Source organism: Confluentibacter lentus, assembly GCF_002806995.1.
Taxonomy (GTDB): Bacteria; Bacteroidota; Bacteroidia; order Flavobacteriales; family Flavobacteriaceae; genus Confluentibacter; species Confluentibacter lentus.
Window position 1 is genome coordinate 97,209 of the sequence record NZ_NIHE01000010.1, and the last position, 16,636, is coordinate 113,844.

The 16,636-nt window shown below is 33.4% G+C and carries 14 protein-coding genes; 9 read left to right on the plus strand and 5 right to left on the minus strand.

What is annotated here, in order from left to right:
• Positions 1–73 precede the first annotated feature (73 nt).
• Together CDH50_RS14345 and CDH50_RS14355 are read left to right on the plus strand one after the other, a co-directional pair.
• The gene (locus CDH50_RS14345) at positions 74–586 is read left to right on the plus strand and encodes a hypothetical protein (protein ID WP_100612979.1); all 513 of its coding nucleotides are present in this window, start codon (positions 74–76) and stop codon (positions 584–586) included.
• A 704-nt stretch (positions 587–1,290) separates the two neighbouring features.
• The gene (locus CDH50_RS14355) at positions 1,291–2,088 is read left to right on the plus strand and encodes a sensor histidine kinase (RefSeq protein WP_100612981.1); all 798 of its coding nucleotides are present in this window, start codon (positions 1,291–1,293) and stop codon (positions 2,086–2,088) included.
• A 79-nt stretch (positions 2,089–2,167) separates the two neighbouring features.
• On the opposite strand, the gene CDH50_RS14360 is transcribed toward CDH50_RS14355, so the two are convergent.
• The 4 genes from CDH50_RS14360 to panB all read right to left on the minus strand — a co-directional run bounded on the left by CDH50_RS14360 (position 2,168) and on the right by panB (position 5,801).
• Positions 2,168–3,178, minus strand: coding sequence for an ATP-grasp domain-containing protein (locus tag CDH50_RS14360; protein WP_100612982.1), 1,011 nt, complete (start codon positions 3,176–3,178; stop codon positions 2,168–2,170).
• Positions 3,179–3,239: 61 nt separating this feature from the next.
• Complete coding sequence (locus CDH50_RS14365; RefSeq protein ID WP_100613007.1) at positions 3,240–3,872, minus strand: sugar transferase; 633 nt, start codon at positions 3,870–3,872, stop codon at positions 3,240–3,242.
• A 369-nt stretch (positions 3,873–4,241) separates the two neighbouring features.
• Complete coding sequence (locus CDH50_RS14370) at positions 4,242–4,937, minus strand: RluA family pseudouridine synthase (protein ID WP_100612983.1); 696 nt, start codon at positions 4,935–4,937, stop codon at positions 4,242–4,244.
• A 45-nt stretch (positions 4,938–4,982) separates the two neighbouring features.
• Entirely contained in the window at positions 4,983–5,801 is an 819-nt protein-coding gene (panB, locus tag CDH50_RS14375) for a 3-methyl-2-oxobutanoate hydroxymethyltransferase (protein ID WP_100612984.1), read from the minus strand.
• Between the two features lie 190 nt (positions 5,802–5,991).
• On the opposite strand from panB, the gene dnaK reads away from it, so the two are divergent.
• From dnaK to CDH50_RS14405, 6 genes are all read left to right on the plus strand, one after another.
• Entirely contained in the window at positions 5,992–7,899 is a 1,908-nt protein-coding gene (dnaK, locus tag CDH50_RS14380) for a molecular chaperone DnaK (protein ID WP_100612985.1), read from the plus strand.
• 288 nt (positions 7,900–8,187) lie between these two features.
• Positions 8,188–9,135 carry an NAD(P)H-dependent flavin oxidoreductase gene (locus CDH50_RS14385; RefSeq protein ID WP_100613008.1) on the plus strand — a complete coding sequence of 316 codons (948 nt, stop codon included), beginning with the start codon at positions 8,188–8,190 and terminating at the stop codon, positions 9,133–9,135.
• 57 nt (positions 9,136–9,192) lie between these two features.
• Positions 9,193–9,753, plus strand: a complete 561-nt coding sequence (locus CDH50_RS14390) for a hypothetical protein (protein ID WP_100612986.1) — start codon at positions 9,193–9,195, stop codon at positions 9,751–9,753.
• Positions 9,754–10,093: 340 nt separating this feature from the next.
• Positions 10,094–11,176 carry a DUF4238 domain-containing protein gene (locus tag CDH50_RS14395; protein WP_100612987.1) on the plus strand — a complete coding sequence of 361 codons (1,083 nt, stop codon included), beginning with the start codon at positions 10,094–10,096 and terminating at the stop codon, positions 11,174–11,176.
• Positions 11,177–11,338: 162 nt separating this feature from the next.
• Positions 11,339–11,893, plus strand: coding sequence for a Crp/Fnr family transcriptional regulator (locus CDH50_RS14400; RefSeq protein ID WP_100612988.1), 555 nt, complete (start codon positions 11,339–11,341; stop codon positions 11,891–11,893).
• A gap of 63 nt (positions 11,894–11,956) precedes the next feature.
• Complete coding sequence (locus CDH50_RS14405) at positions 11,957–12,412, plus strand: DoxX family protein (RefSeq protein ID WP_100612989.1); 456 nt, start codon at positions 11,957–11,959, stop codon at positions 12,410–12,412.
• Between the two features lie 32 nt (positions 12,413–12,444).
• On the opposite strand, the gene CDH50_RS14410 is transcribed toward CDH50_RS14405, so the two are convergent.
• Positions 12,445–14,610, minus strand: coding sequence for an endonuclease MutS2 (locus CDH50_RS14410; RefSeq protein ID WP_100612990.1), 2,166 nt, complete (start codon positions 14,608–14,610; stop codon positions 12,445–12,447).
• Between the two features lie 177 nt (positions 14,611–14,787).
• Between CDH50_RS14410 and sppA the strand changes: the two genes are divergently transcribed.
• On the plus strand, positions 14,788–16,551 hold the full coding sequence (sppA, locus tag CDH50_RS14415) for a signal peptide peptidase SppA (RefSeq protein ID WP_100612991.1): 1,764 nt from the start codon (positions 14,788–14,790) through the stop codon (positions 16,549–16,551).
• Positions 16,552–16,636 lie beyond the last annotated feature (85 nt).

Consider the following 16,636-nt stretch of genomic DNA (forward strand, 5'->3'; position numbering starts at 1 on the left):
TTTCGTATAGGTTGAATAATATAATAATCTTTTTATTACTTTTAACCATCTATTAAACTAACCTAAATTAATCATGAAACAACTAGGCTATATCCTTTTAGGATTTATTATTGGTGGACTTCTTACTTATTATTTTTGTCCAAGAATAGCACAGCCACCTGCAAAAATCGTAAAGCCTAAAGGCGTCATTACTGTTGAGCAGGCCAAAGCACTGAACGATAACTGGACTCTCCACCGTAAAGCTGCTGTAGATTCAGCTGCCAAAAAGCAAGGAAGGATGCAAGATGACCGTTCTACATATTGGGATTTGGAGGATATTGAAAACTATTTAGGATATGCTAAGAATTATTCTGACAGCTTAGGCTACACCATGACAGGTATTCGTGTATATCTTGGCGAGTATGGAGAAAACGCAGGGCAAACTAAAAAAAATCTGACTACTATGTTTATTGTGCCAACTGGGAAAAAATCAAAATCCCATGCGAGCGCAGTACCTGTAAATCTACAAGAAAATGGAGATAAGGGAGGTTTAACGGTGCCGCCTTTAAATGATGGAACAGGAGGTCAACATGGTTATCCACAATAAAATTTAATGGAGGACTTTTTCCAGAAAAACTATTTATTTTTAACACATACTGTTGAAGCTATGGCGGCTTTATCAGGATTGGTATGTTTTAACAAATATAAACATACAGTCGCAAGATATTTTATATTCTTCTTGGTGTTTTTAACTGTCTGTGATTTTATTTCAGGTTACACATGGCTGGTTGATCCAGGTAAATTGTTTGATTTTCTTATAGGAACACTCGTTGAAAAAAATTATTGGTTGTCCACTTTATATTGGAAAATAGGAGCCATTATTTTTTTTGCTTTTTATTTTTATCAAATAATTAAAAATAAAAGATTTAAAGTCACATTAAAATATTCGACCATCAGTTTTTTTACATTTTCACTTTTATATATTATATTTCATTGGCAAGCTTTTTTTGTTAGTTTCTTTCCAATAATAAGTGTATTGGGTGCCATAATAATTTTTATGTGTACATCTTTTTATTTTTTTGAAATCCTTCAGAGTGATAAAATATTAAACATAAATAAATCTTTAAATTTTTACATATCGTTTGCAATATTTATTTGGTGGCTTATTATAACACCTATAGTTTTTTACGATAATTACACGTTTTATGAAGTAGGGGTTGACAAAGAAGATTTAAACTATATAATATTAAGGCGCTATATATATTTATTTTCTAATATTTTTATGTATTCAACTTTTACATTTGCCTTAATATGGTGCAAACCTCAGAACGATTAGCGAGCACAGCTTCCGAGCGTTATTTATTAATTTATATGATTGCCGTTTTGGTTATTGTAACTTCACTGGTTATCATATTTTTTGTTGTGTTTTTAAAACGGAAAAACAAATTGCTTTTAGATCAAATGAGGCAACAACAAGCTTTTGAAGCTGAAATAGCTCAAGCTCAAACCGAAACTCAAGAGCAAACCTTAAAAAATATTGGTTGGGAACTTCATGATAACGTGGGTCAGTTACTCTCTTTTGCCAGTATGCAGCTTAGTATTTTAAAAATGCAGGTTTCGGATGATGTGAAGGAAAAGTTTAAAGAAACCTCCGATGCTTTAAAGGAAAGTTTAGCGGAAGTTAGACAGCTTTCAAAAACATTAAATAACGAAGTGGTTCTTAATATTGGTTTTGAAAAATCCATTATCAATGAATTAAACCGATTGAAGAAGATGAAGTTTTCTTCAGCAGAACTTAGAGTGATTGGTGAAAAACAACCTTTTGCCGACAGAAAACACGAAATCATTATTTTTAGGATTATTCAAGAATTCTTATCAAACTCCGTTAAATATTCTGAAGCAGAAAACCTAAGCATTATTCTAAATTACCAACAAAACAATCTTATCATTACCATGAAAGATGATGGGAAGGGATTTAATATAGATAGTGTTGAAAAAGGTTCTGGATTATTAAATATGAAAAGTCGAGCTAAATTAATAAATGCAAAATTGGACTTAACGTCAAGACCCAATGAGGGCGTTATTTTAATATTCAATTATTCATTTTAACAGTCGCTTTATAACTAAACTATCCTATTTGATTTGTAAATCTTCTTGTTCTATCTTCAAAAGAAACCCAATGATGTAATTATTTAACGGAAATAATACTGTCATATTTAGCAAAAGATAAGCCAGTATTGTAATTCAAATATTTTTCAATATTGTTCTTGCCCAAATGCCAATAAATATATATTTCGGGTATGTTAATGCCTGCAGCATGGGAGAAAGGGTAGCCCCCTCCAAATCTAGGGTTCATTTCCAACATAAATATTTTTTCATTGCTAACAAAAAAATCACAGTCCATAATACCTATATGGCCAGTAATACGTCCCAATTTTTCTCCAATGGATTCAAACTTCTCATCACTAACAGTTTGTGCCTGATCAGTTTCACCAGATCGCATGGCAATTTTTTTGCGAACAAATGCTTTTACAAAACTTCCATTGAAATCGTTCAAAATATCCATTCCATATTCTTGTCCTTCAATAAATTCTTGAATAATTATAAAATCATCGCTATTTTCTTCGTTCAGTTCATGAAGGATCATTCTGTGCTTTTTTAGCTTTAATAAGGAATATGTCAATCTTAATTCTAATTCATCATTTACTTTAGATATTTCTATAGAACCACTTCCCCATCTAGGTTTAACAATAAGAGGAAAACTGATTTTGTTTGAATTCACTGAGGATAAAGCGTCTTCAATATTAAGGAAAGTCTCTGGCGTGTCGATATTTGCTTCTTTAAGAAAGCAAAAACTTTTCCATTTGTCTAAAGTTATATCTATTATTCTTTTATCTGAAACGATGACTTTAACGCCAATGGCCTCTAAACTATGTTTGTGTTTTGATATTACAGGTAAATCTAAATCATTTAATGGAATTAATAAATCAGCTTTATATTTTAAAATTATTTTCTTTAATTCTGGGATATAATTTTCGGAAGAAATATTAGGCACTAGTATGCCAACATCCGCAACTTGAAGAGAGGGCGCAGTTACTTTGCAATCTAGGGCAATAATTTTGCCAGAATCACCTATGATTTTTTTAAAATAAGATATTAAATAATTCCTTCTTCCTGAGCTAGTAAATATAATGGTCATTAATTTTTGTTTATTTTTTTGAGTGTTGAAAACTTGATCAAAAGAATTATTATCTGGCTTATTATTTGTTAAAACTTTGTCTCATGCGATATTCATCGAAAGATGAATTCTCCAGTATTAAGTTAATTTCGTTTGACTTAAAAAGTTTAAAAAACGTTTTAAATAGTATAATCATGTCTAGGGTAAACGACATATTTTTAACATATTTAATGTCAAAATTGAATTTATCCTCCCAACTAATAGCATTTCTTCCAGATACTTGCGCCAGACCAGTTATCCCTGGTTTTACATGATGCCTAATGGACTCTTCTTTAGTGTAATAAGGCAAATATCTCGTTCTTAATGGTCTTGGTCCAACAAAACTCATATCCCCTTTTAAAACATTAATTATCTGTGGTATTTCATCTAAAGATAATTTCCTTAAAAACTCACCTATTTTAGTCGTTCTCAGCTCATCAGGCAATAATATGTTATTTTCATCTCTTTCATCTGTCATTGTTTTGAATTTTAGGATATAAAAAATCCTTTCTTTTTCACCTGGTCTATCTTGTTTAAAAATGGGTTTACGAGTTCCCGATAAATATAATATTAAGTATATAAAAGCAAATGGTATTGCAAGAAAAATAGCAAAAAAAAATGCTCCAATCAAATCGCCGAACCGTTTTACTGTTTTTTTGTATGAAATATTGCCCATAAAATTATTTGTATCATCAATTGTTATCCTTACTTTTCCTGATGACAAGAGAGGTATTTCATCTACATATTGAATGAGGGGTTGCAATCATAGAAAAAGCGCTGTCCTTGCTCGGTTTGAACGTATGGTCCTTTTTGGATTACAATACTAGCCATATTGTAATAATGAGATTTTTAAATGACATATGTAAGTTTGTTATTTAAACAAAAAAAATGTAATGCAATAATACATTTTATTTTTAAAAAATTAATCTATTTTAGATACTCAACTTATAAATCCGTTCTCTAACGATTTTAATTCAAATTACTATTGGATTTACTTTGTGTTTTTGGAATATAGATGATCTATTTTGTAAAAATCTTACAGGTTTTAACAAGCATTCCAAATCGCATCATCAGGTAATGGCGCAGTGATATCTATGATATTATTAGTCACAGGATGCACAAAATTAATTTGTCTGGCATGCAGATGAATACTGGAATCAGGATTACTTCTATCAAAACCATATTTTAAATCGCCTTTAATAGGGCAGCCAATACTCGCTAATTGAGAACGGATTTGGTGGTGCCTTCCTGTTTCCAAATTCACATCCAGTAAAAAATAATTGTCTAGTTTTTTTAAAACCTTATAATGAAGAATGGCTTTTTTACTATCAGGTACTTCTTTAATATGTGCACTGGATTTATTGTTTGTTGGATTTTTTTTCAACCAGTGAATCAATGTGTCTTCTAACTTTTTAGGTTCATTTTTAACAATCGCCCAATAGGTTTTTTTGGCTTCTTTCTCAACAAACAATTTATTGAGTCTGGGAAGTGCTTTACTTGTTTTAGCAAAAATAACAAGGCCGGTTGTAGGTCTATCAAGTCTGTGAACCACCCCCAAATAAACATTACCAGGCTTATTATATTTTTCGGCTATGTATTCTTTAACAACCTCGCTTAAAGGTTTGTCGCCCGTTTTATCACCTTGAACAATATCACCAGCACGTTTGTTGACAATAATGATGTGATTGTCTTCGTAGAGAATGTTTAGGTTATTTTTATTGGATAGTATTTTTTCAGTCACAATTTATTTTTTTGCCAAGAGCCAAGAGCCAAGAGCCAAGAGCCATTAATATTGCTCATTCTCACTAGGAAAATCAACTGTCTTCACATCATCAACATATTGTGTGATGGCAGAAGTCATGTCATCATATAAATTCATATACCTACGTAAGAATCTTGGATGAAATTCATGGGTCATGCCCAACATATCATGTAATACCAAGACTTGTCCGTCCACGTCACGACCAGCACCAATTCCTATAATGGGGATACTAACACTTTCGGCAACTTCTTTAGCAAGTTTGGCTGGAATTTTTTCCAATACAATGGCGAAGCAGCCAATCCGTTCCAACATTTTAGCATCTTCAATCAAATCCATAGCTTCTTGCTCCTCTTTTGCTCGCACGGTATAAGTACCAAATTTGTAAATGGATTGTGGCGTTAAACCCAAATGTCCCATCACTGGAATGCCGGCATTCAAAATACGTTTAATAGATTCCTTTATCTCTTTACCACCTTCCATTTTTACAGCGTGTCCGCCACTTTCTTTCATGATTCTAATAGCAGAACGTAAGGCTTCTTTGGGGTCACTTTGATAACTTCCAAAAGGTAAATCAACCACCACCAAAGCTCTATTTATAGCTCGAATGACTGAAGAAGCATGATAAATCATTTGGTCAAGTGTAATGGGTAAAGTCGTTTCGTGTCCAGCCATCACATTACTGGCGGAGTCGCCTACAAGAATCACATCTACGCCAGCGCCATCTACAATTTTCGCCATGCTATAATCGTAAGCCGTTAGCATGGATATTTTTTCGCCATTGGCTTTCATATCAACCAAGGTTTTAACCGTTATACGCTTATATTCTTTTTTTGCTGTAGACATGTCTTAAGGTTTAATTTTTGTAGAATGTAAAAGTAATAAATTAACCAATAATGCTAAATATTTCTTAGCTATACAACAACTTGTTTCAAAATCCTGACATCATGTCAGTATTTCTTAGTTGGCATAATCATTGACTTTATCACACCGAAGTTAAAAAGAACATTCAACACAATTAAAAAACATACATGTTATGAGTAAAATTATTGGAATCGATTTAGGAACAACCAACTCTTGCGTTTCTGTAATGGAAGGTAACGAACCTGTTGTTATCCCAAACGCAGAAGGTAAGCGTACTACACCATCGGTAATTGCATTTGTAGAAGGTGGCGAAATTAAAGTAGGAGATCCAGCAAAAAGACAAGCAGTTACAAACCCAACGAAAACGGTTTATTCCATTAAACGTTTTATGGGAAATAAATATTCTGAATCCCAAAAAGAAGCAGAACGCGTACCATATAAAGTTGTAAAAGGTGATAACGACACCCCAAGAGTTGATATTGACGGACGTTTATATACGCCACAAGAATTATCGGCTATGATTCTTCAAAAAATGAAGAAAACAGCAGAAGATTATTTAGGAACTACGGTAACGGAAGCGGTTATTACGGTGCCTGCGTATTTTAACGATTCACAACGTCAGGCAACGAAAGAAGCTGGAGAGATTGCAGGTTTGAAAGTTCGTAGAATCATTAACGAACCTACAGCTGCTGCGTTGGCCTATGGATTGGATAAAAAAGGAAAAGATCAAAAAATTGTGGTATTCGACTTTGGTGGAGGAACACATGACGTATCTATATTAGAGTTAGGCGACGGTGTATTTGAAGTATTGTCAACAGATGGTGATACCCATTTAGGTGGTGATGATGTGGATGAAAAAATCATAGGATGGTTAGCTGATGAATTCAATTCTGAAGAAGGTATCGACTTGCGTAAAGACCCAATGTCTCTACAACGTTTAAAAGAAGCTGCTGAAAAAGCTAAGATTGAACTATCATCTTCAGCACAAACAGAAATCAACTTACCATATATCACTGCTACAGCAAGTGGACCAAAACACTTAGTGCGTTCATTAACACGTTCTAAATTTGAACAATTAATCGACGACTTAGTAAAACGTACCATTGCGCCTTGTGAATCTGCTTTAAAAGCAGCAGGTTTATCAAAGACCGATATTGATGAAGTTATCTTGGTAGGCGGTTCTACACGTATCCCTGCTGTTCAAGCTGCGGTTGAGAAATTCTTCGGAAAAGTACCAAGTAAAGGCGTGAATCCAGATGAAGTAGTAGCTTTGGGTGCAGGTATTCAAGGAGGCGTATTGACTGGTGATGTAAAAGATGTATTGTTGCTAGATGTGACGCCATTATCTCTTGGTATTGAAACAATGGGTAATGTAATGACTAAATTGATTGAAGCTAATACGACAATTCCGACTAAGAAATCACAGATATTCTCAACAGCAGCAGACAATCAGCCTTCCGTAGAAATACACGTGTTACAAGGAGAGAGAGCTATGGCAGCTGATAACAAAACAATCGGACGTTTTCACTTAGATGGTATTCCACCAGCAAGACGTGGCACACCACAAATTGAAGTGACTTTTGATATTGATGCAAACGGCATCATTCACGTAACCGCAGGAGATAAAGCTACAGGAAAAACTCAAAATATCCGTATTGAAGCATCTTCTGGTTTAACTGAAGAGGAAATCAAAAGAATGAAAGCGGATGCAGAAGCAAATGCTGAAGCAGATAAAAAAGCAAGGGAAACTGCTGAAAAATTAAATGCAGCTGATGCCATGATTTTCCAAACTGAAAGTCAATTAAAAGAATTTGGTGATAAGTTATCTGATGATAAGAAAAAACCAATTGAAAACGCTTTGGAAGAACTTAAAAAAGCTTTCGAAACTAAAGATTTAGCTTTAATAGACCCAGCTTTAGAAAAAATAAATGAAGCTTGGAAAGTAGCTTCTGAGGAAATGTATAAAGCTCAAGCAGAATCGCAACAAGGCGGTGCAGCTCCAGGGCCAGATGCTAGTAGCAACGGACAATCTACTGAAAGCAGTGATGTAGAAGACGTGGATTTTGAAGAAGTCAAGTAAAATAATGTCATCCTGAACTTGTTTCAGGATCTCACAAAATAAAAAAAGCAACCAGTTTTGGTTGCTTTTTTTATACGTCATTGCGAGGAGTAAGGAACGAACGACGAAGCAATCTCTTGGTGCAGAACTAAGAATAGACAGATTACTTCGGTCATGCTTCCCTCGTAATGATGTTTAAAATCATAATTTGGTTTTGCGAACAAACTATGCAAGTATGCTATTTTGTATATTTGTTTTATTCAATAAGATTAATAAATGGATTCCTGCCCAATAAGGAAGGACAGAAACATGGCAGTTAAACTCACCGAACTTCTTAAAATAAAACACCCCATAATTCAAGCGCCTATGTTTTTGGTTTCCAATACTGCCATGGTGAAAGAAGCTATGAAATGTGGTATAGCTGGTTGTATTCCTGCCTTAAACTATAGAACTCTGGAAGAGTTAAGAATGGCACTTAAAGAATTGAAAGCAGATAAAGTGGAAGGTGGTGCATTTGGATTTAATTTAATTGTAAACAAGTCCAATATTAAATATAAAGGGCAATTAGAGGTGGTTTGTGAAGAAGGTTGTGATTTTATCATTACATCACTTGGAAGCCCGGAGGATACTATAAATCAAGCACATAAAGTGGGGATTAAAGTTTTTTGTGATGTGGTGGATTTGCAATTTGCTAAAAAGGTTGAAGGCTTAGGAGCCGATGCCATTATTGCTGTTAATAATGAAGCTGGTGGCCATCGAGGCAATATAAGTCCGAAAGATTTAATTACAGAATTGACAACCAATTGTAGAATTCCAATAATTTCAGCGGGTGGTGTTGGCACTAAAGCAGACATTGATAAAATGCTAAGTTATGGAGCTGCAGGCGTTTCGGTTGGGAGTCCATTTATAGCTTCTGTTGAAGCCAATGTTACTAATGAATATAAACAAGCTTGTGTGGATTATGGTGCTAAAGATATTGTCATGACCGAACGTATATCGGGCACACCTTGCACCGTTATAAATACACCTTATGTTCAAAAAGTGGGGACAAAAGCCACTTGGATAGAATCTGTTTTAAATAAGCATAAGAAATTAAAAAAATGGGTGAAGATGATCCGGTTCGCTAAAGGGATGCGAGATACTCAAAAAGCTGCTAACGAAGTCACTTATAAAACCGTTTGGGTTGCTGGCCCCAGTATAGAGCATACCAGAGAAATTTTACCCGTAAAAGCCATTGTAAAAAAATTAATTCATTAGTGTATTTTTTGTAATACAATTTTGAATAGATTTACAGCTTTAAGTTTTATACCACTAATGAAAAAAATCCTGGTTGTTTTAGTTGTTCTTGCTTCACAGTTTGCAGGGGCACAGTTTATCAAAGAAAAGTCGTTAAATCTTCAAATAGGGTATGGTGTAACTGTTCCATATTATAGTGTGGACGAAGTTGCCAGTGGTGGATTTTTTTTGCAAGGTGAATTGGTATTGAAAGCAACATCTTGGTTTGAAATTCGCCCTTACGCAGGTTTTATGCTCACAAATTCTAACGGAAAGAATCTTCAGGATGGGCCATCGGATGAAATGGCTGAAACCAAAGCTTTCTTATTAGGTGGAAAAGTAAGGGTGAGAGCGCCTATTCCTTGGATAGCACCGTACGCCGAAATTGGTATTGGTACCTCCATCGGAAAATTTGAAACAAAAACCTATTTTAGTTATTACGATAAAAGCGGTGTTATTTACCACATCCCTTTTTCTTTTGGTTTGGAGTTAGGTAGAAACAACAATGTAGATATTGGCCTAACCTATTATTTTCACCCATCTGTGGAGCAGTTGGCTGGTGCCTTTGCGGTAGGACTTACTATACCATTAAAAAATTAACATTACACTGTCAGTTCGAGTGATTTTGAGGAACGAAAAATTTTATCGAGAACATTTAAACACAAAATTCTTGTTTTCGATACAAATTCAACGCTTATTTAAGCGTTAAATTCACTCAAACTGACGAATTTCTTCATCATTTTGCCATTAGTTTGAATTGTAGGTAAATTATCCTAAAATTGTTTTTAACTTTCTAAAAACCTTCATGTTACTTATTTATTTTCAGAATTTAAAAACTAAATTCGCTTACTGGTGCTGAACTTGTTTCAGTATCGGTGGATATCAATTCATTAAAACGGATTTATATCTCGAACGTTAGCTGTAATTTGAAACCAAAAAAATGAACCAACATTATGTCCCACAAGTTCATTTAAAATTTTTCGCTGATAAGGTTAAAAATGAATATTTAGTTGATGTTTATGAAAAATCTACAAAAAGAAGGTTTCGTACTAACATTAAGAATATTTGTGCGGAAAAACATTTCTATACTCTTGATGAAAATCAAAAAGTTGCTAATAATATTTTAGCAATCGAAAATATTTATGCCAATCATCTTGAACCAATTTATCGTAAGGCATATGATTTACTAACAGATAATAGAATTACTAAAATTACTCACCAACAGCATAATGAAATATTGATAGGAATATTTCAAATGTATATGAGAAATCCGAAGTGGTTAAAAAGTATGATTGACTATCATACGAAAGAAATAAAGAAATTATATAAAAAAGCTAATGCTAATAGAGAAAAGGGATTAACATATTTAGAAGAGGATTTCAGTTTTCGCGAATTTACTTTAAATGAAATCATAGGACATTTTAAAAATAAAATCACAAAAGATTACAAGAAACGCCATATTATTGGAACAAAAGAAATATGTATGGCACATATAAATGCCAAATATGAAGTTTTTGAAATAATTGATAAAGGAGAATTCATAACTGGAGACAATCCGTTAGTTTATGAAGACTTTGTAACAAAAAACGAACACCCTTTACTAAAGTCTAAAGAATTTACTTTAACACTGAATAAAAAGTTTGCATTAAGAATTTTTCACGATAATACTAAAAAGTTAAACTATATATATAGACAAAAAATACCACACGGAAATGCAGGTTCAATAAATGATACCATTTTAAGAATGAGTAATCGATTTATAATAGGTTCTAATTATGCTTTCGATGAATTATTTAAAATCAAAAATTTTTTAGACAGCACATCCTTGGAATTAAAAATGGATGCTATGAAACAAATAGTAACAAAAATCGAACCTGATGAAGAAAACATTGAGCTTCATCGATTAATGAAAACCTATTTGGAAAAATATGAAAAAGACGGATTAAGCAAAATTGAGGAATATGAATTATATATGAAAATCAAGGAATTGACAGCTAATTGGAAAAAAAACAGATTAAGATAAAAAACTACAGCTAACAACGGCTATATTCAATTGCTTGCTAAATGCTAAACCAAAAATCGTTACCTTTAACTTGGTTGGCTCGATTCCTACTCCGAAAATCCTACGGATTTTCACGTAACGAAACCATAGCCAAACCGATAAGCAAATCATTTAAGAACCCCAATGGAAACCATTAGAAAGTTTTTTGATACCATTTCTCCAATGAATGATTCGGATTGGGCATTTTTTTCTTCAAAATTGCAAAAGGTAAACTTAAGCAAAAATGCATGTCTTTTAAAAAAAGGAGACGCTGATGGTTATTTGTCTTTTATATCCAAAGGATTGGTTCGGCTTTATATCCCAAGAGAAGAGAACGACTTAACGTTTGGTTTTGTATTTGAAAATGAATTCGTAACAGCCTATGACTCCTTTTTAACGCAAACCCCGTCTGATTACCAAATAGAAACACTAGCGGAAACAATTTTGTGGCGCATAGCATTCACTGACCTTCAAGACGTTTATAAAAAAACAGAAAAAGGGAATTTAATTGGCCGTAAAATGGCTGAAAACATGTATTTAATTAAATCAAAAAGAGAACTTTCCTTATTAAGTAAAACAGCCGAAGAACGCTATTTGAGTTTATTCCAAGAAAGGCCAAAATTAATAAAGCAAATCCCACTAAAATACATTGCTTCGTATGTTGGTGTAACGCCACAGGCATTAAGCAGGATTACTTAACTTAGGTTCATTGTTTATTCTAAATCCATTTATGACATTTGGAGTACAGTTAAACAAAAAAATATGAAACCACTAATAGTACTCTTGTTAAGTTTTATCATTTCAATTTTTGCCATTAAATTTTTTAGGAAACAATATGATTTTGCAATATCGGCCAGAATTGCCATGTCAATAATGCTTTGCTTTACTGCCATAGGACATTTTGCATTCACTAAAGGCATGACGATGATGATTCCTCAATTTATTCCTTTTAAAGAAAGTATTGTTTATATGACTGGTATTTTAGAAGTTCTATTAGCTATAGGATTACTTATTCCCAGATTTAATGTTATATCTGGTTGGGCCTTGATTATTTTTCTGTTACTGATTTTACCTTCTAATATTTATGCGGCAATACATAACATAAATTACCAAAAAGGAACATTTGATGGTAATGGTATTACTTATCTATGGTTTAGAATTCCTTTACAGATTCTGTTTATTCTATGGACTTACCTAAGTACCATCCGAATCTTTTAAAAAAATGTAATTAAAGATGAGTAAGTATTTGGTTATTTCTTCGCCTCCACCAACTCCAATTGCTCCAAACTAACATTGGTAGTAAATATACCATAATTTACTACCGCTTTGTTTTTTTCGATTTTATCAATGCTTCCAATCGCGCGGCCATCTTCCATGCGTACGCGGTCGCCGACCTTTAAAATGGCCTTGGGTTTTGGACTTTCAATCGCTTTTTTCTTGGCTTCCTTCTTTTTTTCTCTTATGACTTCAACCACCTTTTCAGCTTCCTGCTTAACAGCTTCTTCTTTGGCTTTGATGACTTTTTTTTCTTTAACGGTAACTTTTTTGCGTTTGGAATTTTCAATCTGTACCAGTTTGAAGAGTTCGTCCATTAAGACTTTTTTCTGCTTGTTTTCAAAGAATTTTTCAGAAAGATCATTGATTTTTTGCCCTAAATAAATGAGGCGTTGGTTGCTATCATATAATTCTTGATAGCTTTCCAGTTTCTTTTGGATTTTTATATTGATTTCCTCTAGTTTATCGGCTTCTTCAATTTTTTTCCTTTCATTAAGTTTTAATGAAGCACCTGTTTTTTCGAGTTTACTACGTTCTTTTTGAAGTTTCGCAATGGTTTCATCAAACCGCACTTTACTGCGTTCAATTTTCTTTTTTGCTCGATTTATAAGGCTGAAAGGAATGCCGTTTTTTTGTGCGACTTCAAAAGTAAAACTACTTCCTGCTTGCCCAATCACTAATTTAAATAGAGGCTCTAGTGTTTTTTCATCAAAAAGCATATTAGCATTTAGCATATATGGTAATTCGTTTGCCTGCATTTTTAAATTGGAGTAATGCGTGGTAATGATTCCAAAAGCTTCCCGATGGTAAAATTCCTCTAAAAATGTTTCAGCCAAGGCACCACCAAGTTCGGGATCACTTCCTGTTCCAAATTCATCAATCAGAAACAGTGTGTTCTTATTGCACTTTTTCAGAAAATAATTCATTTGCTTTAAGCGGTAACTATAGGTGCTTAAATGGTTTTCAATGGATTGATTATCTCCAATATCACTCATAATCCTATCAAACAAACATACTTTGCTACGTTCATGAACAGGAATTAATAGTCCACTTTGAAGCATAACTTGTAGCAAGCCAACGGTTTTTAATGTGATGCTTTTGCCTCCGGCATTAGGCCCCGAAATAACTATAATTCTGCCGTCCGCATTTAATTCGATAGTCTGCGGATATGTTGTTTTGTTCTCTTTTAAATGATTTAAATAAAGCAAAGGGTGATAGGCATCGCGCAAATAAATATGTCTTTCATCTGTGATTTCTGGAAGAATGCCATTCATGGAACGTGCATATTTCGCCTTGGCAGCAATGACATCTACATCAATCAAAAACGCTTGATATGTTTCCAATAATGGTAAAAAAGGCCTTAAAAAATCGGTCACTTCCTTTAAAATACGAATGATTTCTTCTTGCGCTTCATATTCCAAATTATTCAGTTCCCTGGAATATTGTAATGTGGTTTCTGGTTCAATATAAACAATACTGCCCGTTTTGCTGCCTCCCATAATAGCCCCTTTTACCTTGCGGCGGTACATGGCTTTTACTGCTAAAACACGTTTGTTATCTACCACGGATTCTCGAATATCATCCAGATAATCAAGACCCTGATACATGTTCAAGGCTGAAATAAAACTTTGGTTTATTTTACCTTTTATGCTGTTAATGGATTGGCGTAATTGCGAAAGTAAAGGAGAGGCATTGTCTTTTACATCACCAAATTTGTCAACAATCGTATCAATTTTTTCAATGATGGCTTTTGTTAGGTCAATATGCGAAACGAAATCACTCAACGTTGGATAATAGTCCTCAAACTTATTTAAAAAGATAATAATCTCATTGACTGTTGACGATATGGATGTTATTTTTTTTAAACTATGAACTTCCAAATAGGTGTTTTCTATCTTTAAAAGTTTTAGTTCTTTAGTAATAGCATCAAAACCATGATTGGGAATGTGGTTATCATTGTAAAAGGATGATAAATATTCATTGGTCAATTTAAGAGCATAAAGTAATCCTTCCTTAGTTTTTATAGGTGCTATCTGTAAAGTGCTTTCATTACCTAAAGGCGTCACACAAAGCTCACTAACCTGCTTTAAAACAGTAGGGAATTCTATATCGCGTAAGGTTTTTTCGTGAATATGTATCATTAGGTTTTTTGAAATCTAGCAAAAGGGCAAAGTTAAAAATTCTTTAGGTAAATTATTTATATAAAAGCCTATATTAAATCATGCTATTTTTGACATAATAACTTGTAAAAACTAAAAATTTTAGGTTCTTTGTAACATTCATTTCTATTGTTCTACAAACATTAAAAAATATAACTCATGAATTTTATAAAACGTGTATTATCGACAGTAGTCGGTATTTTTGTGTTTCTGTTTATTTGTTTCGGACTGCTCATTATAGTTGGATTGATAATTGGTTCGTCTTCAGAAGAAATCGTAACCGTTAAACCTAATTCTGTTTTAGAACTCACTTTAGATTTCCCCATAAAAGATTATGCAGGCAAAGTTGAGTTTAAAGATTATACTTTTTTGAACGAAGACCGAAAAAATGGTCTTTTTAATATTATTGATGCTATAAACTACGCTGCTACGGATGATAAAATCAAAGGTATTACCATCGATAATAGTTTTATTGATGCTGGCATTACTCAAACCAAAGAAATACGTGATGCCTTACTAAAATTTAAAAAATCAGGTAAATTCATTACGGCATATTCGGATATGTACAGCCAAAAAGATTATTATTTATCCTCTGTGGCTGATACTATTTATATGAATCCTGCGGGGACTTTAGAGTTCAAAGGCTTATATTCTGAACAATTGTATTTAAAAGATATTCAGGATAAAACAGGCTTAAAAATAGAAGTCATTCGCTACGGAAAATACAAAAGTGCTGTTGAGCCTTTTTTGGCAAATGAAATGAGTACTGAAAACCGTGAGCAAATAAGCGTGTATTTAAATTCCATTTGGAAACAAGTGAAAGAAGAGGTTTCTAAAAGCAGATATGTTTCAGTGGCACAATTGGATAGCATTGCAGATAATTTGTTGGCGAGAAATGCCATTATGGCAAAAAACGCTAAACTGATTGATAAAATTGCTTATTACGATGAATATATTGATGGCTTAAAACATGCCTTGAAGGTTGATAGTTATGAAGATATAGAGCGCATCAGTATTGAAGATTATGCCATTTACGCCGCAAATAAATTAGAATCCAATAGCAGTAAAAATAGAATCGCGGTTATTTATGCCGAAGGTGATATTATTTATGGTGAAGGAGATGAAAATAATGTCGGGCAAGGTACAATGAGCATGGCTTTAAAAGAAGCCAGGGAAGACGATAAAGTGAAAGCGATTGTATTACGTATCAACTCTCCTGGAGGCGATGCTTTAGCCAGTGAATTGATTTGGCGGGAGATTGAACTGACTAAAGAAACAAAACCCGTTATTGTGTCTATGGGAGATTTAGCGGCTTCTGGTGGTTATTATATAGCTTGTAATGCTGATAAAATCATTGCCGAACCAACTACCATTACAGGTAGCATTGGTGTATTTGGTATGTTACCCAATGGCAAGGAATTAGCTGATAGTTGGGGTATTAATGCAGAACAGGTTGTTACCAATAAAAATGCCGTTACCTATAGCTTTTTTGAACCATTAAGTGAAACACAACATGATTTTATTAAAGAAGGCGTTATTGATGTCTATGAATTGTTTACGAAGCGTGTTGCAGATGGAAGAAACATGAAACAAGATGATGTCAAAACGCTTGCGGAAGGACGTGTGTGGACTGGTGCAGATGCCGTAAATAATGGTTTGGTAGATGAAATTGGTGGTTTGGATGTAGCACTGAAAAGAGCTGCTGAAGCTGCTAATATTGAAGATTATAAAATTAAGGAACTGCCTATTTTTGAAAAAGATTTAGATAAAATATTGAGCAGTTTTGGTTTGGTTAAAACAAAAGAAGACATCTTAAAAGAAGAATTGGGTGAGGAAAACTACAAGATGCTTAAAAAAGTTAAATCCATGACAGAAAAAAAGGGGGTACAATTAATTTTTCCTTATAGTTTAGATATTAAATAGAGATGCTGTTTTGTAAGATTAGTCCTTTTTTATATATTTGAAAGAATCGTCAACACTTTAAAGTTTTTATAGGTTGTTTTTTTAT

Bases quoted from the DNA above. Each gene is read 5' to 3' on its own strand.
- CDH50_RS14345 (WP_100612979.1), top strand. From the start codon at position 74: ATGAAACAACTAGGCTATATCCTTTTAGGATTTATTATTGGTGGACTT.
- CDH50_RS14355 (WP_100612981.1), top strand. From the start codon at position 1,291: ATGGTGCAAACCTCAGAACGATTAGCGAGCACAGCTTCCGAGCGTTAT.
- CDH50_RS14360 (WP_100612982.1), bottom strand. From the start codon at position 3,178: ATGACCATTATATTTACTAGCTCAGGAAGAAGGAATTATTTAATATCT.
- CDH50_RS14365 (WP_100613007.1), bottom strand. From the start codon at position 3,872: ATGGGCAATATTTCATACAAAAAAACAGTAAAACGGTTCGGCGATTTG.
- panB (WP_100612984.1), bottom strand. From the start codon at position 5,801: ATGTCTACAGCAAAAAAAGAATATAAGCGTATAACGGTTAAAACCTTG.
- dnaK (WP_100612985.1), top strand. From the start codon at position 5,992: ATGAGTAAAATTATTGGAATCGATTTAGGAACAACCAACTCTTGCGTT.
- CDH50_RS14385 (WP_100613008.1), top strand. From the start codon at position 8,188: ATGGCAGTTAAACTCACCGAACTTCTTAAAATAAAACACCCCATAATT.
- CDH50_RS14390 (WP_100612986.1), top strand. From the start codon at position 9,193: ATGAAAAAAATCCTGGTTGTTTTAGTTGTTCTTGCTTCACAGTTTGCA.
- CDH50_RS14395 (WP_100612987.1), top strand. From the start codon at position 10,094: ATGAACCAACATTATGTCCCACAAGTTCATTTAAAATTTTTCGCTGAT.
- CDH50_RS14400 (WP_100612988.1), top strand. From the start codon at position 11,339: ATGGAAACCATTAGAAAGTTTTTTGATACCATTTCTCCAATGAATGAT.
- CDH50_RS14405 (WP_100612989.1), top strand. From the start codon at position 11,957: ATGAAACCACTAATAGTACTCTTGTTAAGTTTTATCATTTCAATTTTT.
- CDH50_RS14410 (WP_100612990.1), bottom strand. From the start codon at position 14,610: ATGATACATATTCACGAAAAAACCTTACGCGATATAGAATTCCCTACT.
- sppA (WP_100612991.1), top strand. From the start codon at position 14,788: ATGAATTTTATAAAACGTGTATTATCGACAGTAGTCGGTATTTTTGTG.